Source organism: Martelella alba, assembly GCF_005217455.1.
Taxonomy (GTDB): domain Bacteria; phylum Pseudomonadota; class Gammaproteobacteria; order Enterobacterales; family Enterobacteriaceae; genus Acerihabitans.
Window position 1 is genome coordinate 14,805 of record NZ_SZPQ01000014.1, and the last position, 21,678, is coordinate 36,482.

A 21,678-nucleotide genomic window follows, 5' to 3' on the forward strand; every position below is an offset into this window, starting at 1 on the left:
GGGGGAAAACGCCCCCATATATCGCTAAAACGGACGAGAGAAAATTTCATGTTAGCTCAAGCCACCCTTGTTGATATAGATGAAACCAATCTTCAGCAAACGCTGGAACAATCCATGTCCCAGCCAGTGTTGTTTTACTTCTGGTCGGAGCGCAGCCAACATTGCCAGCAAATGACGCCGGCCATCGAAAAACTGGCGCAGGAATTCGCCGGCCAGTTCATTCTGGCCAAGGTGGACTGCGACGCCCAGGCGCATATTGCCGCCCAGTTCGGTCTGCGGGCCATTCCTACCGTTTATCTTTTCAAAGACGGCCAGCCGCTGGACGGTTTTCAGGGGCCGCAACCGGAAGACGTGATCCGTGATTTGCTGCAACGGGCCCTGCCTAACCCGGCCGAGCTGAAAATGGCCGAGGCCGGCGAGCTGATGGGCCGCGGAGCTTATGCCGAAGCCCTGCCGCTGCTCAAAGAAGCATGGCAACTGACCGACAAATCCAGCGAAGCCGGCCTGCTGCTGGCGGAAACTTACATCCAGCTCAAGCGCATCGACGATGCCGAAGCGGTGCTGGCGGTCTTCCCGTTACAGGACAAAGATACCCGTTATCAAGGCCTGATGGCGCAAATCGATCTCATGAAGCAAGCCGCCGACACGCCCGAAATACAGCAATTGCAGGAACGGGTGAAAAATGCCCCCGAGGATGCGGCGCTGGCGGTGCAACTGGCTCTACAATTGCAGCAAGTCGGCCGCAATGAAGAAGCGCTGGAACTGCTCACCGGTCATTTGCGCAAGGATCTGGCCGCCGCCGGAGGCGAAGCGCGCAAGACGCTGATGGATATCCTGGCCGCCCTGGGTACCGGCGACGCGTTGGCGGGGAAATACCGTCGTCAGCTTTATTCGCTGCTCTACTGAGGCGATGCCGTTCGGGGGGATTTTCCTCCCCGCCCGCACCGCCAGCGTCGGCCGACATTCGGCCGACGGGTGTTCTTTTACGCCGCTTTGACCTGGCAAAGCGGTCCAGCCTTTGGCGCCTGCCGGTTATGCCGAATTTCCCGCGTCATTCGACGTTACCACGCCGGTAAGGGCGTATTATGGAACTGACGGGGTAAACCACGCCATGCTGTTTGGGGCCGATTATCGTCTAGTCTGAAATTGACGCCCCTTAGCCCCACCTGAGTGCAAGAAATGGAGATCTCAGCTATGTTAACGGTTATTCCTATTTTGGTTGTTGTTGCCCTGGTTATCGTCTGGGCGGGAATAAAAATCGTCCCGCAGGGATACCAGTGGACGGTGGAACGTTTCGGCCGCTACACCCACACCCTGCCCCCGGGCTTGAATCTGGTGGTGCCGTTCATGGACAGAATCGGCCGCAAGATCAATATGATGGAGCAGGTTCTCGACGTGCCTTCCCAGGAAGTCATTTCCAAGGACAATGCCAACGTCACCATTGACGCCGTCTGTTTTATTCAAGTGGTCGAGCCGGCGCGCGCCGCCTATGAGGTCAGCAATCTGGAACAGGCCATCCTCAATCTGACCATGACCAACATCCGGACGGTGCTTGGCGCCATGGAACTGGACGAAATGCTTTCCCAGCGGGACATGATCAATAACCGCTTATTGCACATTGTCGATGACGCCACCAACCCCTGGGGTGTGAAAGTCACCCGCATCGAAATCCGCGATGTCCGTCCGCCGGCGGAAATGGTGGCGGCCATGAACGCGCAAATGAGGGCCGAACGCACCAAACGGGCGAATATCCTGGAAGCGGAGGGCGTCCGCCAGGCCGCCATCCTGCGGGCCGAGGGAGAAAAGCAGTCGCAGATACTCAATGCCGAAGGGGAACGCCAGGCGGCCTTCCTACAGGCCGAAGCGCGCGAACGGGCGGCGCAGGCCGAGGCGCAGGCCACCAAAATGGTTTCCGAGGCCATCGCGGCGGGTAATATACAGGCAATAAACTATTTCGTCGCCCAGAAATACACCGATGCCCTAAACAAAATCGGCTCCGCCGACAATAGCAAGGTCATCATGATGCCGTTGGACGCCACCAATCTGATGGGCGCCATCGGCGGTATCGCCGAGCTTATCGGCGAGAGCAGGCAAAGCCGGGGTAAATAGTGATGCTGGCCGCGATCATGTCGTATCCGCACGGATTCTGGATTACCCTGGGCGGGGCATTGCTGGCCGCCGAGATGCTGGGCGCCGGCGGATACCTGCTGTGGAGCGGCATCGCCGCGGTGCTGGTGGGATTGCTGTCCTGGGTCTTGCCGCTGGACTGGGCCTGGCAGGGGGTGTTTTTTTCCCTGCTTACCGTGGCGTCCGCCGTCGCATGGTGGTACTGGCTGCGCGGTCGCGACAAAAACGCCGCGCAATCGCTCCTTAACCAGCGAGGCGCTCAATTGGTGGGGACCCATGCCATTTTGATAGAACCTGTGGTGAACGGCATCGGCCGTGTCCGTGTCGGCGATGGAACCTGGCGGGCGGTAAGCGATACCGATCTGGCGGCCGGCTGTTCCGTGGTGGTGATCGCGGCGGAAGGCGTTACCCTGCGCGTCCGTCCGCTTTGAACGGGCATGACGACCCCGCGCCGGTCATTATGGATGGTGGTGGTCGTGGTCGCAACAGCCGGCGAGATTATCGATGATGGGGCATTCGGCGCCGTCATCGCCGGGGCAGCTGTCCGCCAGAGCCAGCAGGTGTTCGCGCATGGCTTGCAGCTGCTCAATGTGATGCTCGATATCGTTGACTTTTTGCAAGGTGCGTCTTTTCACATCGGCGCTGTGCCGTTGCGGATTATTGAACAACGCGATTAATTCCCGGCACTCGTCGAGATTAAACCCCACCAGCCGCGCCTGATGCAATAAGGTCAGCTCTTCAAGGTGTCGCGCGTCATAGCTGCGATAACCGTTAGCGCGGCGGGTCGGTTGTCTGACCAGGCCTTTTTCCTCATAAAACCGAATGGCCTTGCTGGTCAGCCCGGTTTTTTTCGCCACATCGCTAATATTCATTCCCCCCCTTGACCTTCCCCTTGCGGCAAGGTTTAAGCTCTATTACATCGAAACGTCCCGTTCCGTGTCAACCGGTCCGGGACGCTTACCATGTAAAGGAGCACGTCATGTCACAAACCATTGTTCTCGCATTGCAGGGGCTCTCCTGCGATCACTGTATCAAACGCGTGAGGGAAACGCTCGAATCCCGCGATGATGTGGCAAACGCCGCCGTCGCGCTGGATTATGCCGCCGTCACCGGCGATGCGTCGGCGTCAGCCCTGATCGACAGTATCCGCCAGGCCGGTTATGATGCGACCCCGGCGGGGCACGGCGATACCGAATTGGCGTTATCCGGCCTTTCCTGTAATCATTGCGTGGCCAGCACCCGCAAAGCACTGGAAGCGGTGCCGGGCGTCAGCGCGGCCGTCGTCGAACTCAACCACGCCAGCGTTTACGGCACCGCCGACGCGCAGAGTCTTATTGATGCCGTGGAAAAAGCCGGCTATCAGGCCAGCTTGCCGGAGGGTTCCGTCTACCCAAAAACTGAGCCGCTGACACTCTCTCATTCAGCGCCGGACTCTCTGGCAGCGGCAATCTCTTTTCCGGCAAATGACGCGTCGGTTCAAGCCGACGCGGCAACCGCGGCGGATACGCCGCATCAATCCGCGGACGACGGCAGCCTACAGTTACTGATAAACGGTATGAGCTGCGCCAGTTGCGTCGCCCGAGTGGAGCGTGCGCTCCAGCAGGTTCCGGGGGTGGATAAAGCGCGAGTCAATCTGGCGGAACGCAGCGCGCTGGTCATGGGTTCCCCCGACGGTCAGGCGTTAATCGATGCCGTGGAACGCGCCGGGTACGGCGCCGAAATTATTCGCGATGAAACCGAACGCCGTGAGCGTCAACAACAAAGCGCCCGCCACGCCATGCGGCGCTTTAGCTGGCAATCAGCGCTGGCGCTGACGCTCGGCATACCGCTCATGGCCTGGGGCGTGTTCGGCGGCAGCATGACGCTGACCGCGCAAAACCGCCTGCCCTGGCTGGCCGTGGGGTTGGTGACGCTGGCGGTCATGATCATCGCCGGCGGCCATTTTTACCGTAGCGCCTGGCGCAGCCTCATGAACGGCGGCGCCACGATGGATACGCTGGTGGCGTTGGGTACCGGCGCCGCCTGGCTTTATTCCATTAGCATCGTACTGTGGCCGTCGGTCTTCCCAATGGCGGCCCGGCATCTGTATTTCGAGGCCAGCGCCATGATAATCGGCCTCATCAATCTCGGCCACGCTTTGGAACAACGGGCGCGGCAGCGTTCTTCCCAGGCGCTGAAACGCTTGCTCGATCTGACGCCGCCCACCGCCAAAGTCGTTACCGGGCAAGGCGAGCGCTCCGTGCCGTTGTCGGAAGTACAATTGGGCATGATATTACGACTCACCGCCGGTGATCGGGTACCGGTGGACGGCGTCATTACCCAAGGTGAGATCTGGCTTGACGAATCCATGCTGACCGGCGAACCGGCCGCGCGGGAAAAATCCGCCGACGCGAGAATCCATGCCGGCACCGTGGTTCAGGATGGCACCGCCCTGTTCCGTGCCGACGCCATCGGCAACCAGACCACCCTTGCGCGTATCATTCGCCTGGTTCGCCAGGCGCAAAGCAGCAAACCCGCCATCGGTCAAATGGCCGACCGTATTTCGGCGGTCTTCGTCCCGGCAGTGGTCGCCATCGCCCTATTGAGCGCCGCCATCTGGTACCTGGTCGGCCCGGCGCCGCAAATGGTTTATACCCTGGTCATCGCCACCACCGTACTGATTATCGCCTGCCCTTGCGCGCTGGGCCTGGCCACGCCCATGTCTATCATCGCCGGTATCGGCCGGGCGGCGGAATTGGGCGTTTTGGTACGCGATGCCGATGCGTTGCAACACGCCACCACCCTTGACACGCTGGTGTTCGATAAAACCGGGACCCTGACCGAAGGCCGGCCGCGGGTCGTGGCGGTGGAAACCATTGAGCAAGGCGATCGGGACCGGGCGCTGCAATTGGCCGCGGCGCTGGAACGCGGCTCCAATCACCCCCTGGCCCGCGCCATCGCCGATGAAGCCGGGCAAGCGCCCTTGCCCGAGGTTTCCGCCTTTCGCACGCTTCGAGGACTGGGTGTCAGCGGCAACGTCGACGGCGTCCGGCTGTTACTGGGCAATCAGGCCATGATGGCGCAACATCACGTGAATATCGGTCCATTGGCCGAGCGGGTCCGCTATTGGTCCGAGCAAGGCGCCACACCGGTAATCCTGGCGACCGGCGATAAGCCCTCGGCGTTATTCGCCATCCGGGATCCGTTGCGCGCCGATAGCGCTGAGGCATTACGGCGGCTGCACGATCAGGGGTATACCCTGGTGATGCTGACCGGCGATAACGCCGAGACAGCGCAGTCCGTGGCGCGGGAAGCCGGTATTGATCGCGTCATCGCCGGCGTGCTGCCGGACGGCAAAGCCGAGGCCATTCGCCAGTTGCAACAGCAAGGCCATCGGGTCGCGATGATAGGCGACGGTATCAACGATGCGCCGGCGCTGGCCCAGGCGGAGGTAGGCATCGCCATGGGCGGCGGCAGCGATGTGGCTATTGAAACCGCCGCTATCACCCTGATGCGCCATAGCCTGCACGGCGTTGCCGACGCCTTGGCGGTGGCGAAGGCCACTTTGCGCAATATGAAGCAAAATCTGCTGGGCGCCTTCGTCTATAATGCCCTTGGCATTCCTATCGCCGCCGGCGTGCTTTATCCTTTCACCGCCACGCTGCTCAATCCCGTGGTGGCCGGAGCCGCCATGGCCTTGTCATCGATTACCGTCGTCAGCAATGCCAACCGGTTGATAGGCTTTAAACCAAAAGCATAATCTTCCCACGCCTTCATGCTACCCTAGGGTGATGCGACGACGGGGACGGCGGGACGGCGAATGATGAAAAAATTGTGGGGATGGCTGGCGGCCGCGTTGGGAGGGATATCCCGGCCGGCCTATGACTGGCCGGGAATGGACATTCCGTTGCCGGCGGAACGGCTGCTGCATCTGGTGGGCAGCATTCATATGGGTACGCGGGATATGTCCCCGCTGCCCGCCAGTCTAATGACGCTGTTGCGCGACGCCCGCGCGCTGGTGGTGGAGGCGGATATCACCGTTGGCGCGCCCTTGACCAATCAGGAACCGGTGATGACGCCGCTGGCCGAGCGGCTGCCGCCGGATCCTTTGGCGACCTTGCGGCGCTTATGCGCGGAATATGGTCTGGATGAGGGCGCCTTGGCCAGTCTGCCCGCCTGGCATATCGCCTTGATGCTACAAGCCCGCCAGGCTGAGGAGCTGGGATTGCGCGCCGCCTACGGCATCGACTACCAATTAATTCAGGCGGCCAGGGAAATGAATATTCCCATTATCGAACTGGAAGGGCCTGACGAACAGTTGGATCTACTGCGACAATTGCCCGATCAGGGCAACGCTTTATTGCTGGATACCCTAAGCCACTGGCATACCAATGCCCGCCTGCTGCAAACCATGATCAGTTGGTGGGTGCATCGCGGCCCGGCCGACATCGCCAAGGCTTTTCCTTCCACCTTCAGCGGCGAGTTGTATCAGTATCTGATGACCGAACGTAATCGGCGCTGGCGAACCGCGCTGCAAGAACTGCCGTCCGGGGTCTATGTCGTGGCGGTCGGGGCCCTGCATCTTTACGGCGATCAGAATCTGCCCTCTTTGTTGCGGCAGTGAATTTTTTTAACCGCCGGCATTTACCCTCCGAACCGGGTAAGTTAACCTAGTCATTTCGTCATTAGGGTGCTATCCAGGTTGCGATCATGACCCCTGCGGTAACGTTTTTGGAAAAGAACCATATCGAGTTTACCCTTCATCCTTATGAGCACGACAGCAACGAAACCCATTTCGGCGACGAAGCGGTTGCAAAGCTGGGATTGAACGCCGAGCAGGTCTACAAGACACTGCTGGTATCGCTAAACGGCGAGGCCAGGCAACTGGCTGTGGCCGTCACGCCGGTGGCGCTGCAACTGGATTTGAAAAAGGTTGCCCGGGCGTTGGGCGCCAAAAAGGCCGAGATGGCCGATCCGGTGCTGGCGCAGAAGACCACCGGCTATCTCTTGGGCGGCATCAGCCCCCTGGGCCAGAAAAAACGCCTGCCCACCGTGATAGATTTACCGGCGCGGGACTTTACCACTATTTACGTTTCCGGCGGCAAACGCGGCCTGGATATTGAATTGCAACCGGGCGATCTCGGGCGCCTATTGTCGGCGACATTTGCCGATATTGCCAAACGCGACGGCCAGGATTAGCGGGATTCCCATGAGCGAACGAACCCTTTCCGCCCCCCGCGACGAGACGGCGCCCAGGCGACGCACGGTTTATTCGGTGCTGGCCGCCATCAGCGCGGCGCATCTGCTTAACGACATGATCCAGTCCCTGATACTGGCGATTTATCCGTTGTTGCAGTCCGCCTTCGCGCTGAGCTTTACTCAGGTCGGCCTGATCACCCTGACCTACCAGATTACCGCCTCGCTGCTGCAACCCCTGATAGGCAGTTATACCGATAAGCATCCCAAGCCGTTTTCGCTGCCCGTCGGCATGAGCTTTACCCTGCTGGGCCTGCTGCTGATGGCGACCGCTCAAAATTTTGCCTGGGTGTTGGCCGCCGCCGCGCTGGTGGGCACCGGATCCTCGGTATTCCATCCGGAATCCTCGCGGGTGGCGCGTCTGGCTTCCGGCGGCCGCCACGGTCTGGCCCAATCGTTGTTCCAGGTGGGCGGCAATTTCGGCGCCTCGCTCGGCCCCTTGCTGGCGGCTCTGTTTATCGCCCCCTACGGTAGGGGACATATCGCCTGGTTTTCGCTGGCCGCGTTGCTGGGCGCGATTATCTTGCTGCAAGTGGGCAAATGGTATCGCCACACGATGGCGGCGCCCAAGACGCCTCGGGCCCTGTCCTCAGTGGCCACCGGCCTGCCGACGCGCAAGGTGGTCTGGGCCATTGTCATTTTATTGATATTGATTTTTTCCAAATACTTTTATCTCGCCAGTATCAGCAGTTACTACACATTCTATCTGATGCACAAGTTCGGCCTGTCGGTCCAGGCGGCGCAGCTTCATTTATTCGCCTTTTTATTGGCGGTGGCGGTCGGCACCGTGATCGGCGGTCCGGTAGGCGATCGCATCGGCCGCAAATATGTCATCTGGGGTTCCATTCTCGGCGTGGCGCCCTTCACCCTGTGGCTGCCCCATGCCTCGCTGTTGGTGACCAGCGTGCTGACGCTGTTCATCGGCGTGATCCTCGCCTCGGCGTTTTCCGCCATCCTGGTCTATGCCCAAGAACTGCTGCCCGGAAGGATAGGCATGGTCTCGGGACTGTTTTTCGGTTTCGCCTTCGGCATGGGCGGCCTTGGCGCGGCGGTGCTCGGTCATATCGCCGATATGACCAGCATCGAATTTGTTTATCAAATCTGCGCTTATCTGCCCCTGTTGGGGATCTTGACGGTTTTCCTGCCTAATCCCCGCTAGCAAGCCCCCCGTTTCCGCAAAAATGCGATTTCGCGGCGAACGGGCGCGCCCTCGGCGAACCGATTTATGGCGATCCGGTAACGGAGTAAAACCCCGGTTCAGCTTTTTTCCCCAATATGCCTTTTTTCATAACCTGACAATTAATTTCTACCCAAATTGGCCGCCCATGCCATACACTTGATATGTAACTTTTTGTTTCTGGCGTTGCCTATCGAGGAGTCGGGATGCATCATGCCACACCACTCATCAACACCATTGTCGGCGGTCTGGTTCTCGCCTTTCTGCTAGGCGCCCTTGCCAACCGGTTGCGGGTTTCGCCCCTGGTGGGATATCTGGTCGCGGGCGTACTGGTCGGACCGCATACTCCCGGCTTCGTCGCCGACACGTCGCTGGCCCCCGAACTGGCCGAGCTTGGCGTTATCCTCTTGATGTTCGGCGTGGGTCTGCATTTTTCCTTCAAAGACATCATGTCGGTGAAATCCATCGCCATACCAGGGGCCGTGGCGCAAATCGCCGTCGCCACCCTGCTTGGCATGGTGTTTTCCTCAGTATTGGGCTGGACGCCGGTAAATGGCCTGGTATTCGGCCTGTGTCTGTCCACGGCCAGTACAGTGGTGCTGTTGAGGGCGCTGGAGGAGCGGCAACTGATAGACAGCCAGCGCGGCCGCATCGCCATCGGCTGGTTGATTGTTGAAGATCTGGTCATGGTGTTGACGCTGGTACTGTTGCCGGCCTATGGCGATCTGCTCGACGGCGGATTGGCGGGCAACCCGCAATTGTGGGCGGATTTGGCTTTTACCCTCGGGAAAGTGGTGGCGTTCATTACGCTGATGATTGTGGTCGGCCGCCGCGTCGTGCCTTGGGTGCTGGTCAAAAGCGCCGGCACCGGTTCGCGGGAACTTTTCACCCTATCGGTGCTGGCCATGGCGTTGGGCATTGCTTTCGGCGCGGTGAAACTGTTTGATGTCTCTTTCGCTTTGGGCGCGTTTTTCGCCGGGGTCGTACTGAGCGAGTCAGAGCTCAGCCACCGCGCCGCGCAGGATACCCTCCCGCTGCGCGACGCCTTTGCGGTATTGTTTTTCGTCTCGGTGGGCATGCTGTTTGACCCCTTGATCATTATCGACGAGCCGGCCGCGGTTCTGACCACGCTGGCAATTATTTTGCTGGGCAAATCAGCGGCGGCGTTCGTTCTGGTCAGATTGTTCGGCCACTCGGTTCGCACCGCGCTCACCATTTCAGTCAGCCTGGCGCAAATCGGCGAGTTCGCCTTTATCCTCGCGGGGCTGGGCATCGCGCTGGGTATGCTGGGCGATGAAGGGCAAAACCTGGTGTTGGCCGGCGCGATATTGTCCATCATGATCAACCCGCTATTGTTCGCCCTATTGGAGCGCTATCTCGCCCGTGACGATGGCGACGAAGACCTGTATAACGAACAGCATGGCGGCGAAGAAAAACAGACGCCGATGGAAATCTGTCATCATGTACTGCTGGTGGGTTACGGACGGGTCGGAAGTCTGATAGGCGCCCGGCTGGCCGAGGCGGGCATGCCGCTGGTGGTGGTGGAAAATGCCCGCGCCCGGGTTGAGGCCCTACGCGAACAGGGTGTCAACGTGGTGCTTGGCAACGCCGCCAAGGCGGAGATTATGTCATTGGCCCGCCTGGATTGCGCCCGCTGGCTATTATTGACCATCCCCAACGGTTTCGAGTCGGGGGAAATCGTCGCCATGGCACGACAAAGGCGCCCGGATTTAACCATTATCGCCCGCGCCCATTATGACGATGAAGTCGGGCATATCCTTGAACGCGGCGCGAACCAGGTGATCATGGGCGAAAGGGAAATCGCCGGCAGCATGATAGCCCTGCTGCAAATAGAAGGCGCCCAACCCATGGATCCGATGGAAAGCCGCCAGGAAGCGCTACCCTTCTGAGCGCTGGCCAAAACAAGGGCCGGACCCGCCGATCAATTGGCAAAACAAGGCAATCTGCGCGGGGCTGTCGTTAAGCGCGGGTATATAGTGGTATTTTTCACCGCCGGCGTGCAAAAAGATTTCTCTATTTTGGACATTGATTTCTTCCAGCGTTTCCAGGCAGTCCGATGAGAAACCCGGACACAGGATCTGCACATGCCGGACGCCTTGCGCCGGCAGGCCCCCCAACGTTTGATCGGTATACGGCGTCAGCCAGGGTTCGCGGCCGAAACGGGATTGGAAAGTGAGCATTATCCGTTCAGGAGGGAAATCCAGCGCCGCCACAAGCAGGCGTCGGGTATCCTCACAGCGCTGCGGATAATCGTCCCCGTCCCGGGCATAGCGTTGCGGAATACCGTGGAAGGACAGTATCAGCCGATCCGGCCGGCCATGCTTGGCGAAAGAGTCAGAGATACTGTCGCGCAGCGCGGTAATGTACGCGGGGTGATCGGCATAGTCGCGGATAAATCGCACGGATGGCAGCTTGCGGCAGCCGGCCAGGACCCGGGCCACCGCATCCCAGATGGAAGCGCTGGTGGAACTGGAATATTGGGGATAAAGCGGCAGCACCACCAGTTCACTGATGCCTGCCGCCAGCAGGCGGCGCAAAGCGCCAGGCAACTCGGGACGGCCATAGCTCATGGCCAGTTCCACTACCGCATCCGGCAACCGGGCGGCCAACGCCGCTTGCTGACGTTTGCTATATACCAGTAGCGGCGAGCCTCCCGTCATCCATATACTGCGATAAAGCTTCGCCACCCTGGGAGAACGAAACGGCAAAATGATGCCGTATAATATCGGCCGCCACAGCCAGCGCGGTGTATCCACCACGCGCCGGTCGCTGAGGAACTCGGCCAAGAAACGTTTTACCGCCGCGGGCGTCGCCGCATCGGGCGTGCCGAGGTTGACCAGCAACACCCCCTTTTTTTCCTGATCCATGACCTTTCCTTCCCATTAAGATTTGACCGGCGACGGCTTGTTAAGCAACAAAAGCCGCCGGGCGTTCAACAAGAAGACAGTGTAGCCGAAAACCGGATGTCGGAGTGGCGATAATCGATGATAATAAAAATCATTACGATAGGTGGCAGCCCGGATAGGGTCCGAACTGCCGGCAGCGGGGGGGATTAGCCTAAAATATCGGCCAGTTGGTCACTCACTTCACGAACCTTGCGGGTGCCATCAATGCGGAAATAGCGGGTATTACCGGCATCCGCTTCTTGGCGATAGTAATTAATCAGCGGCGCGGTCTGCTGGTGGTATTCCACTAGCCGTTTGCGAACCGTCTCTTCCTGATCGTCCTTGCGGGTGGTGAGTGGTTCGCCGGTCAAATCGTCTTTGCCTTCTTCTTTGGGCGGGTTGAATTTAACATGGTAGACCCGTCCGGAAGAGGCATGAACCCGTCGTCCGACAATACGCTCGATGATCAGGCTATCCGGTACGGCGAATTCAAGTACATAATCAACGTTAATGCCGGCCGTTTTCATCGCGTCGGCCTGTGGAATAGTGCGGGGAAAGCCGTCCAGCAGAAAACCATTGCGGCAATCATCCTGCTTGATGCGTTCCTTCACCAGCGCGATGACCAGATCATCGGTGACCAGTTTACCGGCATCCATCAATTCCTTGGCTTGTTTTCCCAATTCGGATTGTGCTTTCACCGCGGCGCGCAACATATCGCCGGTTGAAATTTGCGGAATACCGTATTTTTCCATAATGAATTGTGCCTGAGTGCCCTTACCGGCGCCCGGCGCCCCCAGCAAAATGATACGCATTGGGTCTATCCCCTTACTTACGCTAAATATAAAAAATAAGAAAACGCTCAACCTTACCACTAGTATATGGCCTGGCTCAAGGTATGGCCGCAACGGTAGAGGATTTTCGGCGGCTTTCGGATTCATGCCCGATCGGGGCCGTCGACCGTGCCCACCAAATGATGCGCCAAAAAACACTTCGGGGCCGGTCCGGCCCCGAAAAGCGATATGCGATGCGGCAAAAAATCGCCATCGACGATTATTGAATAAGCAATTGATTCATGCGACGAATGAACTGGTTCGGGTCGTCAAGGGCGCCCCGCTCCGCCAGCAGCGCTTGATCCAGCAGCAGATCGATCCATTCACCGAAATGACTTTCATCATTGATATCGGCGGCCCGTTTCACCAGCGGATGATCCGGATTGAGTTCAAACAAATACTTGATTTCCGGCGCCTTCTGACCGGCGGCGGCAAACAGTTTCGCCATTTGGGTGGTCATGTCGTTGGCATCAGTGGTGACGATGGCCGGCGTATCGGTCAAACGGTGGGTCAGCCGCACATCCTTGACCCGCTCGCCCAGGTGCGTTTTCACCCGTTCGACAAACGGCTCAAGGGCTTTATCGGCCTCTTTCTGCTCGGCTGGCGTTTCTTCATCGGCCAATTTATCCAGTGACGCGTCATTTTTACTGATCGATTGAAACGACTTGCCATCGAACTCGGTCAAATAGCTCATCATCCATTCGTCGATTCGATCGGAAAGCAGTAAAACTTCGATGCCTTTCTTGCGCAGCAGTTCAAGATGCGGACTGCTCTTGGCGGCGGCATAGCTGTCGGCCGTCAGATAATAGATTTTTTCCTGCCCTTCTTTCATTCTGCCTACATAATCAGGCAGCGACACGGTCTGCTCCGGTCCGTCATTATGCGTCGATGCGAAACGCAGCAACTTGGCGATGGCTTCGGCATTGGCCTGATCTTCCGCCGGTCCTTCTTTCAATACCAGGCCAAACTGTTGCCAGAAAGTCTGGTATTTTTCCGCTTCATCCTTGGCCAGTTTTTCCAGCATTTGCAGGACACGTTTGGTCAGGGCGCTTTTAAGGTTCTGCGTTACACGATTGTCCTGGAGAATTTCACGGGAGATATTCAACGGCAGATCATTTGAATCGATCAGACCCTTAACGAACCGCAAATAATTAGGCATGAACTGTTCTGCGTCATCCATGATGAACACGCGTTGGACATAAAGCTTCAAGCCATGCTTATGTTCCCTGTTCCACATATCCCACGGCGCTTGAGCGGGAATATACAACAAACTGGTGTATTCCTGTTTGCCTTCCACGCGATTGTGGCTCCAGGAGAGCGGATCGGAATAATCATGGGAGATATGCTTGTAGAATTCCCGATATTCATCATCGCTGATTTCGCCTTTGCTGCGCGTCCATAACGCCTGGGCCTTGTTGATTTTTTCCCAGGTAACGGTTTCTTCGGCGTTTTGGGCATCGGCGCTTGGCTCCTCGGCGTTATCTTCTTTTTCCGGGACGCTGCGGGTTTCGATTTCCACCGGCAGGGCGATATGGTCGGAATATTTGCTGATAATACTGCGTAGCCGCCAACTATCGAGGAATTCATCCTCTCCTTCGCGCAAATGCAGGGTAATTTCGGTACCCCGTTCCGGTTTGGCGATATCGGCGATGGTATAATCCCCTTCCCCGGCGGACTGCCAGAAAACGCCCTGATCGGCCCCGGTTCCGGCGGCGCGGGTGCGAACCGTGACGTTGTCGGCCACAATAAACGAAGAATAGAAGCCGACGCCGAACTGCCCAATCAACTGGCTGTCTTTCAACTGGTCGGAACCCATGGATTCCAAAAACGCCTTGGTGCCGGATTTGGCGATGGTGCCCAAATTGTCGATGACTTCATCCCGGCTCATGCCGATACCGTTGTCGCTGATGGTCAGCGTCCGGTTTTCCTTATCGCAAGACAGACGAACGCGCAATTCGCCGTCCCCCTCATACAGATCCGGCTGGGACAAGGCGCGAAAGCGCAATTTATCCGCCGCATCGGAGGCATTGGAAATGAGTTCGCGTATAAAAATTTCTTTATTGGAATAAAGTGAATGAATCATTAACTGAAGCAGTTGTTTCACTTCAGATTGAAAGCCGCGCGTTTCTTGTCCTTTCATACCTATGCTTACCTCAGTCCAGATAGCTAACAGTCAGGCGTGCGTTTAGCCGTGTCCCGTCATGATTCATGACGCCGGACCCCGCCGCGCACTGCGATGAATTCGAAATGGGGACAACAGCGGGGTTTTTCAAGCCCGAAAACAAAAAAGACCGGACGATTCAACGGGCAAGGCCGGAGCAAATCGCCCCGCCATGGTTAGAATTTGATGGGATGGCGACCGGCCAGGGAATGGGATAGCGTGGTGCCGTCAACCATTTCCAGCTCGCCACCCACGGGCACGCCGTGGGCGATTCGGCTGGCCAGCACGCCGTGGCTCGCGCACATCTCGGCAATATAGTTGGCAGTAGCTTCACCTTCCACCGTGGGATTGGTCGCCAGGATCACTTCCGCGATATCCTCGCCGGCCAGGCGTTCTTGCAAGCGCCCCAGGCCGATATCATCGGGGCCGATGCCATCGAGCGGCGATAAATGCCCCATAAGCACGAAATAACGTCCGGCGTATTGCCCGGTCTGTTCAATGGCTTGGATATCGGCGGGACTTTCCACCACGCAAATCTGCCGGGTCTGCCGACGGCGGGGATTGCCGCAGATGTTGCAGATTTCTTGCTCGGTGAATGTCCGGCAATCGGCGCAATGACCGATTTCAGCCATTGCGCGGGTCAGCGCCTGGGCCAGACGCTCCCCGCCGCCGCGATCGCGCTGCAACAGGTGAAAAACCATGCGCTGCGCTGATTTGGGGCCGACGCCCGGTAGACAGCGCAATGCCTCCATTAAGGCTTCGAGTAACGGGCTGGTCTGCATCAGAACGGCATTTTAAAACCGGGGGGTAGCGGCATACCGCTGGAAATCGACGCCATTTTTTCCTTTTGGGTCTCTGCGACACGTCTGGCCGCGTCATTGAAGGCCGCGGCGATGAGATCTTCCAGCATATCCTTGTCATCCTCAAGCAGGCTGGGGTCCACCTCCACCCGACGGCAATTGTGCGCCCCGTTGATGGTCACTTTAACCAGCCCCGCGCCGGATTCGCCAGTCACTTCCATCTGGGCGATCTCTTCTTGCATCTTCTGCATTCTTTCCTGCATCTGCTGAGCCTGTTTCATCAGATTGCCCATGCCGCCTTTACCAAACATAGTTTTCTCTCTCTTAGCTAACCGCATCAGGGCTTATTTGCCGCAGTGCGGAGGTTAAACAGGACGGATGCTGTCCTCATCCAATTCGGCATCAAAAAAACGCTGCAACGTTTGTATATGAGTATCCGCGATAATCGCTTGGCGCGCCTGCTGCAATTTTTCTTCGTAAATGGCCTGACGCCACTCCAGCGGAGTACGCACCGCGGGATTATCGTCAGCGACCACCGTTAATTCAACCGGCGCGCCCAAATCGGCGCCCAGGGCCGACGTCAGTGCGTCGCGGGAAGAGGAAGAGTTGAGGTGCTGCTGGCCGGAACGCAGATGCAAACGGATTTTGCCCGGCGCCACATCTTCGCGAAACGCGTTCAGCGCCAGTTGCTGAACCAATTTGGGCAATGCCAGCCGGTCCACCTGCGCGGCCCAGGGATCGCGTAAAATAGCTTCGGCCGCCAGCCGCAGCGCCAACTCGGGCGTTTTTTCATGTTCGAGGGCGGTCCGTAACGCTTTGGGCGTCGCCACCGGTTCGTTCGGCTCAGGCTCTACGCTGGCTTTCCAGCGATACGCCTCCGGCTTGGCCTCATTATCGGCATTGGATTGCCGCTCGAGCGCGGGGCGGCGGTGTTGCGCCTCTTCGGTAACCGCGGCCAGGCGCTCGAGGGCGCCATTGCCCGGTTTTTGCCGCGTCGGGGCGGACACGGGCCGCGTCGCCTGTGATTTCTGCTGTTCGCTATGGCGCAACAGCGCGTTTCTGGCTTGCAGCAATTGCGCCGTGCTATTGGGCAAGTCAGCCGGCAACGCGTCGGCTCCATTGACCACGGCCGGCCCCGGCGATAACGGGACGCCCCCCGTGCCCGGTTCGCCTGCATCATCCGCCAAAGCGTAAGCATAGGCCGTTTCGTCGTCCAGTTGGGCGCTTAAATCGGGATAATCGCCGGCATCGCCCTTCGAAACAGGAGCCGGCGCGGCGCCAAGGGACGGATTGCCGCTGATTGCGGCGGAATGACCCGGCGAAACAAAAACCGGCACGGAATGTTGTCCGCCGCGGCTACCCTGCTTGTCGGGCGCGGCGGTCCGAGAAGAGGATGGGGAGACAAAGGCGGGAGCGCGGGGCGACGACGCGCCGTTTACCGGCGAGGTTTCACCGGACGCCGCGCCTTCTTGGCGGCGCCGGTCACCGGGAACGGTTTTTTTTCCCCCGCCGCCGTCCGACGGCGCAGCGCCCGACCGGGGGTGGAAAGCCAATCCTCGCAACAACGTCATTTCCACGCCCATGCGCCGATCCGGCGCATAGGGCAACTCCTTACGGCCCACCAACAATGTCTGGTAATAAAGCTGCAAATCGGCTGGCGGGATCCGTTTGGCCAGTTCACGCAAGCGCGACGCGACGGCGGCGTCGTCATCCTCGGCCAGCATGTCCGGCAGCAATTGCCCCATGGCGATGCGATGCAGCAGCGTCAGCATTTCCACCAGCAGCATTTCCCAATCCGCGCCGCGCGCCACACACTCCGCCAATTGCGCCATCATGGCATTGCCGTCGGCGGCGGCCAACGCCTCGATCAGCGCCAAGGGCTGCTCGGTATTCAAGGCGCCAAGCATGTCGCCCACCGTCTGGGCGGAAACCTGTCCCCCGCCCATGGCGATAGCCTGATCGGTCAAACTCAAGGCATCGCGCAGGCTACCGTCGGCGGCGCGGGACAGCAGTTGCAGGGCGCGCGGTTCGTAACCGATATTCTCACGTTGCAGGATATATTCCAGTTGACCGCGGATCTGCCCGACATCCAGGGCCTTGAGGTGGAATTGCAGACAACGGGATAAAATGGTGACCGGCAGCTTTTGCGGGTCCGTGGTCGCCAGCAGGAATTTGACATGTGACGGCGGCTCTTCCAGCGTCTTGAGCAACGCATTGAAACTGTGCCGGGAGAGCATGTGCACTTCATCGATCAGATAAACCTTGAAGCGGCCCCTGGCCGGCGCATACTGGACGTTATCCAGCAAGTCGCGAGTGTCCTCCACCTTGGTCCGCGACGCGGCGTCGATTTCAATTAAATCGACGAAACGGCCTTGCTCTATCTCGCGACAGTTATCACAGACGCCGCACGGGCTGGCGGTGACGCCGGTCTCGCAGTTTAATCCTTTGGCCAGCAGACGGGCAATGGTGGTCTTACCGACCCCCCTGGTGCCCGACAAAAGATAAGCATGGTGAATCCTGCCCATTGAAAGGCCGTTGGTCAACGCCGTCAGCACATGTTCCTGACCTACCACATCGGAAAATGTCTGCGGGCGCCATTTACGGGCAAGGACCTGATAGCTCATGGCTCGCGAAAAGTCGATAAACAGGAGATAATGCTAACACAGCCTCGCGCAGAAGTGCGAGGCCGATATGGATCAGTGGCCAGGGAAAGCCACCAGACTATAACTTCGCACGCCCGCCGCTTTAAGACGTTCCTCGCCGCCAAGGTCGGCCAGGTTTATCACGAAAGCCGCATCGCGAACCTCGCCGCCCAGCCGGCGGATCAACTTCACCGTCGCCTCAATGGTACCGCCGGTGGCCAGTAAATCATCCACCACCAGCACTTTGTCCCCGGGTTGGACGGCATCCTGGTGGATTTCCAGCGTATCGACGCCGTATTCAAGTTCATAGCTTTCGCTTAACACGGCGCGCGGCAGCTTGCCGGGTTTGCGAACGGGTACGAAGGCCACGCCCAGCGCCAGCGCCACCGGCGCACCGAACAGGAAACCGCGGGCCTCGGTACCGACCACCTTGCTCAGTCCCGTGCCGCGATAATGGTCGCTTAGCCGCCTGATGGTGGCGGCATACGCTTCAGGCCGTTCCAGCAGACTGGTGATATCACGAAAAAAAATGCCTGGTTTAGGGTAATCAGGGATTGTTTTGATACTATTTTTTATGAGTTCGAGCTGAGGATCCATAGCGGTCATCATATTTGCGCCTGAAACTAAGGGAAAGACACTCCGCGCGGGCATGGGAACCAGCCCGCGAGTCAATACAGGCTATCATGAACTGGCAGGAATTACCGCGCGGGAAAGCGACCAAATTTAGGCAAACCGGCAGAAAATTGCAACATTGGCGCATCGCCATCCGGTGATTTATTGTTTAACATCAACCGCCGGACAAAGCGGCTTCATGGCGATTACGGCCGCGGCCCGGGATCCCGCCGGCGCGCGAAAGACATATTCCGCCTATCCGCGCCGATGTTCCCTGCCATTTAGGGCGGGCGGCAAGGACGGCGGCTTTCAGAAGTCCTTCAACGACAGGTAAAGGACGTGCAATCATCTTCTTTAATACAGACGTTGAGCGATCGGTTGACGGAATTGGCCCAACGCATCGATTCCTCCGACGCCGACGCCATCGCGCAGTCCCGTTTCGATCACCGCCTTTTCCAATGCCGCGGCACGACGCTTCGCGACTATCTGACCGACAGCCAGCGCACACTGCGCCAACTGACTGAAGCGGCCGAACAGGCTCGGACCGAGCAGGTGGCCTGGCTGGCGCAACGTCTCGTTGATCAAATAACCGCGCTGGCGCGGGAAATCGCGACGGGAAATTTGCGCCGCCGACCACCGGCGGAACAGCCAACGGATCCTTATGCCCGGCTCGCTCAACACCAGGATTACGCGCGACGCTTAACTAACCTTATCCGCGATAGGGAAAGCCTGTTGCGCGACGCCGGCAACCCGGTTCGACAACAACAGTTGCAACGGGAAATCGCCGCACTGGAAGGAAGACTGGCGCGCTGTCGACAAGCGCTGACGCGGCTTGAGCAGCAAATTGAGCGTGATGACAGCGGTGCGGCCGGATAATTTCCATTTTATTTTTTAATGATGCGCTTACTATTTGTCATGATACCGATTTCAATTATACTCTCTTCCTTATTAGCGGCCGGAAGCCATGCGGGAGAGGTCAGTGAAGCTTGAAAATGAATCTCCGGAGATCAAATTGGCGGTGGATCTGATTATGCTGCTGGAAAGTAATAGTCTTGACCCAAAGCTGGTTCTGGCGGCGCTGGAAATCGTCAAAAAGGATTTTTTGACAAAAACCCGCCAACAGGAGAAAAAGCCGCCGTTGTAACAACCGCCGTAAAGAACCGTTTTTTTGCGCTAGTCGGCGTCGTTTGCTTCCGCGTCGTGCCGTAGGGAAGGACAAAATTTCAGCATATCAATGAGTGAGGCGACCCACAGTCGGGAATTACCGCTAAGATCGAAGGTGCCTGGAATAAACAACCAGTTTTCCATAAGTCCGGTCATATGGGCGCGGAGTAGTATGGCGGCGCGACGGCAATGCAAATCCGCCGGTAGCTGCTGATGCGCAATGCAATTTTCAAGGATTTGCTCGATCCGCTCGTAGCATTCGGCGTACAATTCCTGCCGGACTTCCTGGAATAAAGCCATTTCGCCGACGAATTCACATTTATGAAATACAATTTCCATCAGTGCGCGCCATTCTGTATCGGAAACAGTGCTTTGGAGAATGTAAATCAATGTCTCGGTAAGAACATAAAGTGGATCATCGGGATGTTTTGCTTGATACTCAAGCTCTAATGCGTAAATTTTGGATTCAGCGTTACGCCAAATCTCATTAAATAACTCGACTTTATTCTTAAAATGCCAATAGATGGCGCCACGGGTCACCCCCGCCACCGCCGCGATATCGGCTAACGACGTGGCGGATACGCCTCGGCGTGAAAACTCCAGGACCGCGGCGTCTAATATGTGTTGCCGGGTTTCCTGGGCCTGAAGTTTGGTTTTTCGTGCCATGGCGTTTTTTTTCGGGGGTCTTGTGATTTACATACATTCACGAATGTATGTAACATAGCATAAGGCTCATTGTTACGCAGCAATAGGTTTGTTGGCTTGTGATCCATTGATCAACTTTTCATTTTAAAATCGGACTCTTGAGGTTTATCTATGAGCAAAAACAGAGGGCTTCTGCCTCTGGCAGCCGTTCTGATGCTTACAGGCAGCTTTAGTCTTGTTGGATGTGACAATAAAGAAGCCCAACAGGCACATCAGCAACAGGCTCCCGAAGTCGGCGTAGTGACCGTAAAAAAACAATCCTTGAATGTCACCACCGAACTACCCGGCCGGACCGCCGCTTTTCGCATCGCTGAAGTCCGCCCCCAGGTCAACGGCATTATTCTGAAGCGAAACTTCGTCGAAGGCAGCGATGTCAAGGCGGGGATGTCGCTTTACCAGATTGATCCCGCGCCGTATCAAGCGTCCTACGACAGCGCCAACGGCGATCTGGCGCAAGCCCAGGCCAACGCCAATATCGCCCGCGTGACTGTCGAGCGTTATAAAAAACTGCTGCCCACCCATTTTGTCAGCAAGCAGGATTACGATACCGCGGTCGCCACCTTGCAGCAAAATGATGCGGCCGTGGTCGCGGCCAAGGCGGCGTTGGAAACCGCCCGCATTAATTTGGCCTATACCCGGGTAACCTCGCCAATCAGCGGCCGTATCGGCAAATCCGCCTACACCGAAGGCGCCCTGGTCACCAATGCCCAGACCACCGCCATGGCGGTCGTGCAGCAATTGAACCCCATGTATGTGGATGTCACCCAGTCCAGCAATGATTTTTTGCGTCTGAAACAGGAACTGAACAACGGCACGCTAAAACAAATCGATGGCAAGGCGACAGTTCGTCTCTTGATGGAAGACGGGAGTCTGTATCCGCAAACCGGCACCCTGGAATTTTCCGATGTCACTGTGGATGAAACCACCGGCTCCATTACGCTGCGCGCCGTATTCCCCAATCCGAACGATGCCCTGCTGCCCGGCATGTTCGTTCGGGCCAGGCTGGATGAGGGCGTGAACGAAAACGCGCTGCTGGTCCCCCAGCAGGGAATTACCCATGACCCCCGCGGCCAGGCGACGGCAATGGTGGTCGGTCCGGACAACAAAGTGGCCTTGCGTCAGTTGACCGCGCCGCAGGCCATCGGCGACAAGTGGCTGGTCACGGCCGGTCTGAAGGAAGGCGATCGGGTTATCGTTACCGGTTTGCAAAAGGTCAAGCCCGGCATACCGGTTATCGCCAAGGAAGTCGACGCCCAGCCCCAATCGGCGCAAACCGCGCAGCCTGAAACCGCCAGCAAGTCTTAACAGGAACGGATAAC

20 protein-coding genes are annotated in these 21,678 nt (G+C 58.0%); 11 read left to right on the top strand and 9 right to left on the bottom strand.

Annotated elements, in window-relative coordinates; translation table 11 throughout:
• The first annotated feature begins 48 nt into the window (after window positions 1–48).
• From FCN80_RS10375 to FCN80_RS10385, 3 genes are all read left to right on the top strand, one after another.
• Window positions 49–906, top strand: coding sequence for a co-chaperone YbbN (locus FCN80_RS10375; protein WP_136990091.1), 858 nt, complete (start codon window positions 49–51; stop codon window positions 904–906).
• Window positions 907–1,179: 273 nt separating this feature from the next.
• On the top strand, window positions 1,180–2,109 hold the full coding sequence (locus tag FCN80_RS10380) for an SPFH domain-containing protein (protein WP_373880327.1): 930 nt from the start codon (window positions 1,180–1,182) through the stop codon (window positions 2,107–2,109).
• A 17-nt stretch (window positions 2,110–2,126) separates the two neighbouring features.
• Window positions 2,127–2,558, top strand: coding sequence for an NfeD family protein (locus FCN80_RS10385; RefSeq protein WP_230492603.1), 432 nt, complete (start codon window positions 2,127–2,129; stop codon window positions 2,556–2,558).
• A 27-nt stretch (window positions 2,559–2,585) separates the two neighbouring features.
• Here the strand turns inward: FCN80_RS10385 and cueR are convergent, their stop codons facing one another.
• Window positions 2,586–2,999, bottom strand: coding sequence for a Cu(I)-responsive transcriptional regulator (gene cueR, locus FCN80_RS10390; RefSeq protein WP_136990094.1), 414 nt, complete (start codon window positions 2,997–2,999; stop codon window positions 2,586–2,588).
• 107 nt (window positions 3,000–3,106) lie between these two features.
• Between cueR and copA the strand changes: the two genes are divergently transcribed.
• The 5 genes from copA to ybaL all read left to right on the top strand — a co-directional run bounded on the left by copA (window position 3,107) and on the right by ybaL (window position 10,449).
• Complete coding sequence (gene copA / locus FCN80_RS10395; protein WP_136990095.1) at window positions 3,107–5,866, top strand: copper-exporting P-type ATPase CopA; 2,760 nt, start codon at window positions 3,107–3,109, stop codon at window positions 5,864–5,866.
• A gap of 60 nt (window positions 5,867–5,926) precedes the next feature.
• Window positions 5,927–6,730, top strand: coding sequence for a TraB/GumN family protein (locus tag FCN80_RS10400; protein ID WP_230492604.1), 804 nt, complete (start codon window positions 5,927–5,929; stop codon window positions 6,728–6,730).
• A gap of 86 nt (window positions 6,731–6,816) precedes the next feature.
• The gene (gene ybaK, locus FCN80_RS10405; protein WP_136990096.1) at window positions 6,817–7,305 is read left to right on the top strand and encodes a Cys-tRNA(Pro)/Cys-tRNA(Cys) deacylase YbaK; all 489 of its coding nucleotides are present in this window, start codon (window positions 6,817–6,819) and stop codon (window positions 7,303–7,305) included.
• A gap of 10 nt (window positions 7,306–7,315) precedes the next feature.
• On the top strand, window positions 7,316–8,521 hold the full coding sequence (locus FCN80_RS10410) for an MFS transporter (protein WP_136990097.1): 1,206 nt from the start codon (window positions 7,316–7,318) through the stop codon (window positions 8,519–8,521).
• Between the two features lie 224 nt (window positions 8,522–8,745).
• Entirely contained in the window at window positions 8,746–10,449 is a 1,704-nt protein-coding gene (ybaL, locus tag FCN80_RS10415; protein ID WP_136990098.1) for a YbaL family putative K(+) efflux transporter, read from the top strand.
• Here the strand turns inward: ybaL and hemH are convergent.
• The 7 genes from hemH to apt all read right to left on the bottom strand — a co-directional run bounded on the left by hemH (window position 10,438) and on the right by apt (window position 18,484).
• Window positions 10,438–11,427: a ferrochelatase gene (hemH, locus tag FCN80_RS10420; protein WP_136990099.1), complete on the bottom strand. Its 990-nt coding sequence runs from the start codon at window positions 11,425–11,427 to the stop codon at window positions 10,438–10,440. The genes ybaL and hemH overlap by 12 nt on opposite strands.
• A gap of 185 nt (window positions 11,428–11,612) precedes the next feature.
• On the bottom strand, window positions 11,613–12,257 hold the full coding sequence (adk, locus tag FCN80_RS10425; protein ID WP_136990100.1) for an adenylate kinase: 645 nt from the start codon (window positions 12,255–12,257) through the stop codon (window positions 11,613–11,615).
• Between the two features lie 238 nt (window positions 12,258–12,495).
• Window positions 12,496–14,415 (bottom strand): molecular chaperone HtpG, encoded by a 1,920-nt coding sequence (gene htpG / locus FCN80_RS10430; RefSeq protein WP_170975364.1) that lies wholly within the window; start codon window positions 14,413–14,415, stop codon window positions 12,496–12,498.
• A 197-nt stretch (window positions 14,416–14,612) separates the two neighbouring features.
• Window positions 14,613–15,218, bottom strand: coding sequence for a recombination mediator RecR (gene recR / locus FCN80_RS10435; protein WP_136990102.1), 606 nt, complete (start codon window positions 15,216–15,218; stop codon window positions 14,613–14,615).
• On the bottom strand, window positions 15,218–15,547 hold the full coding sequence (locus tag FCN80_RS10440; RefSeq protein ID WP_136990103.1) for a YbaB/EbfC family nucleoid-associated protein: 330 nt from the start codon (window positions 15,545–15,547) through the stop codon (window positions 15,218–15,220). The genes recR and FCN80_RS10440 overlap by 1 nt, the downstream gene beginning before the upstream one ends.
• A 54-nt stretch (window positions 15,548–15,601) precedes the next feature.
• Window positions 15,602–17,860: a DNA polymerase III subunit gamma/tau gene (gene dnaX, locus FCN80_RS10445; RefSeq protein WP_136990104.1), complete on the bottom strand. Its 2,259-nt coding sequence runs from the start codon at window positions 17,858–17,860 to the stop codon at window positions 15,602–15,604.
• Between the two features lie 72 nt (window positions 17,861–17,932).
• Window positions 17,933–18,484 (bottom strand): adenine phosphoribosyltransferase, encoded by a 552-nt coding sequence (gene apt / locus FCN80_RS10450; RefSeq protein WP_136990209.1) that lies wholly within the window; start codon window positions 18,482–18,484, stop codon window positions 17,933–17,935.
• Between the two features lie 345 nt (window positions 18,485–18,829).
• Between apt and priC the strand changes: the two genes are divergently transcribed.
• Window positions 18,830–19,366, top strand: coding sequence for a primosomal replication protein PriC (priC, locus tag FCN80_RS10455; protein WP_136990105.1), 537 nt, complete (start codon window positions 18,830–18,832; stop codon window positions 19,364–19,366).
• Between the two features lie 103 nt (window positions 19,367–19,469).
• The gene (locus tag FCN80_RS10460; RefSeq protein ID WP_136990106.1) at window positions 19,470–19,634 is read left to right on the top strand and encodes a YbaM family protein; all 165 of its coding nucleotides are present in this window, start codon (window positions 19,470–19,472) and stop codon (window positions 19,632–19,634) included.
• Window positions 19,635–19,663: 29 nt separating this feature from the next.
• Here the strand turns inward: FCN80_RS10460 and acrR are convergent, their stop codons facing one another.
• Window positions 19,664–20,320, bottom strand: coding sequence for a multidrug efflux transporter transcriptional repressor AcrR (gene acrR / locus FCN80_RS10465; RefSeq protein WP_136990107.1), 657 nt, complete (start codon window positions 20,318–20,320; stop codon window positions 19,664–19,666).
• A gap of 150 nt (window positions 20,321–20,470) precedes the next feature.
• On the opposite strand from acrR, the gene FCN80_RS10470 reads away from it, so the two are divergent.
• On the top strand, window positions 20,471–21,664 hold the full coding sequence (locus tag FCN80_RS10470; RefSeq protein WP_136990108.1) for an efflux RND transporter periplasmic adaptor subunit: 1,194 nt from the start codon (window positions 20,471–20,473) through the stop codon (window positions 21,662–21,664).
• Window positions 21,665–21,678 lie beyond the last annotated feature (14 nt).

Coding starts and splice junctions, on each gene's coding strand:
- FCN80_RS10375 (WP_136990091.1), top strand. CDS start 49: ATGTTAGCTCAAGCCACCCTTGTTGATATAGATGAAACCAATCTTCAG.
- FCN80_RS10380 (WP_373880327.1), top strand. CDS start 1,180: ATGGAGATCTCAGCTATGTTAACGGTTATTCCTATTTTGGTTGTTGTT.
- FCN80_RS10385 (WP_230492603.1), top strand. CDS start 2,127: ATGTCGTATCCGCACGGATTCTGGATTACCCTGGGCGGGGCATTGCTG.
- cueR (WP_136990094.1), bottom strand. CDS start 2,999: ATGAATATTAGCGATGTGGCGAAAAAAACCGGGCTGACCAGCAAGGCC.
- copA (WP_136990095.1), top strand. CDS start 3,107: ATGTCACAAACCATTGTTCTCGCATTGCAGGGGCTCTCCTGCGATCAC.
- FCN80_RS10400 (WP_230492604.1), top strand. CDS start 5,927: ATGATGAAAAAATTGTGGGGATGGCTGGCGGCCGCGTTGGGAGGGATA.
- ybaK (WP_136990096.1), top strand. CDS start 6,817: ATGACCCCTGCGGTAACGTTTTTGGAAAAGAACCATATCGAGTTTACC.
- FCN80_RS10410 (WP_136990097.1), top strand. CDS start 7,316: ATGAGCGAACGAACCCTTTCCGCCCCCCGCGACGAGACGGCGCCCAGG.
- ybaL (WP_136990098.1), top strand. CDS start 8,746: ATGCATCATGCCACACCACTCATCAACACCATTGTCGGCGGTCTGGTT.
- hemH (WP_136990099.1), bottom strand. CDS start 11,427: ATGGATCAGGAAAAAAAGGGGGTGTTGCTGGTCAACCTCGGCACGCCC.
- adk (WP_136990100.1), bottom strand. CDS start 12,257: ATGCGTATCATTTTGCTGGGGGCGCCGGGCGCCGGTAAGGGCACTCAG.
- htpG (WP_170975364.1), bottom strand. CDS start 14,415: ATGAAAGGACAAGAAACGCGCGGCTTTCAATCTGAAGTGAAACAACTG.
- recR (WP_136990102.1), bottom strand. CDS start 15,218: ATGCAGACCAGCCCGTTACTCGAAGCCTTAATGGAGGCATTGCGCTGT.
- FCN80_RS10440 (WP_136990103.1), bottom strand. CDS start 15,547: ATGTTTGGTAAAGGCGGCATGGGCAATCTGATGAAACAGGCTCAGCAG.
- dnaX (WP_136990104.1), bottom strand. CDS start 17,860: ATGAGCTATCAGGTCCTTGCCCGTAAATGGCGCCCGCAGACATTTTCC.
- apt (WP_136990209.1), bottom strand. CDS start 18,484: ATGACCGCTATGGATCCTCAGCTCGAACTCATAAAAAATAGTATCAAA.
- acrR (WP_136990107.1), bottom strand. CDS start 20,320: ATGGCACGAAAAACCAAACTTCAGGCCCAGGAAACCCGGCAACACATA.
- FCN80_RS10470 (WP_136990108.1), top strand. CDS start 20,471: ATGAGCAAAAACAGAGGGCTTCTGCCTCTGGCAGCCGTTCTGATGCTT.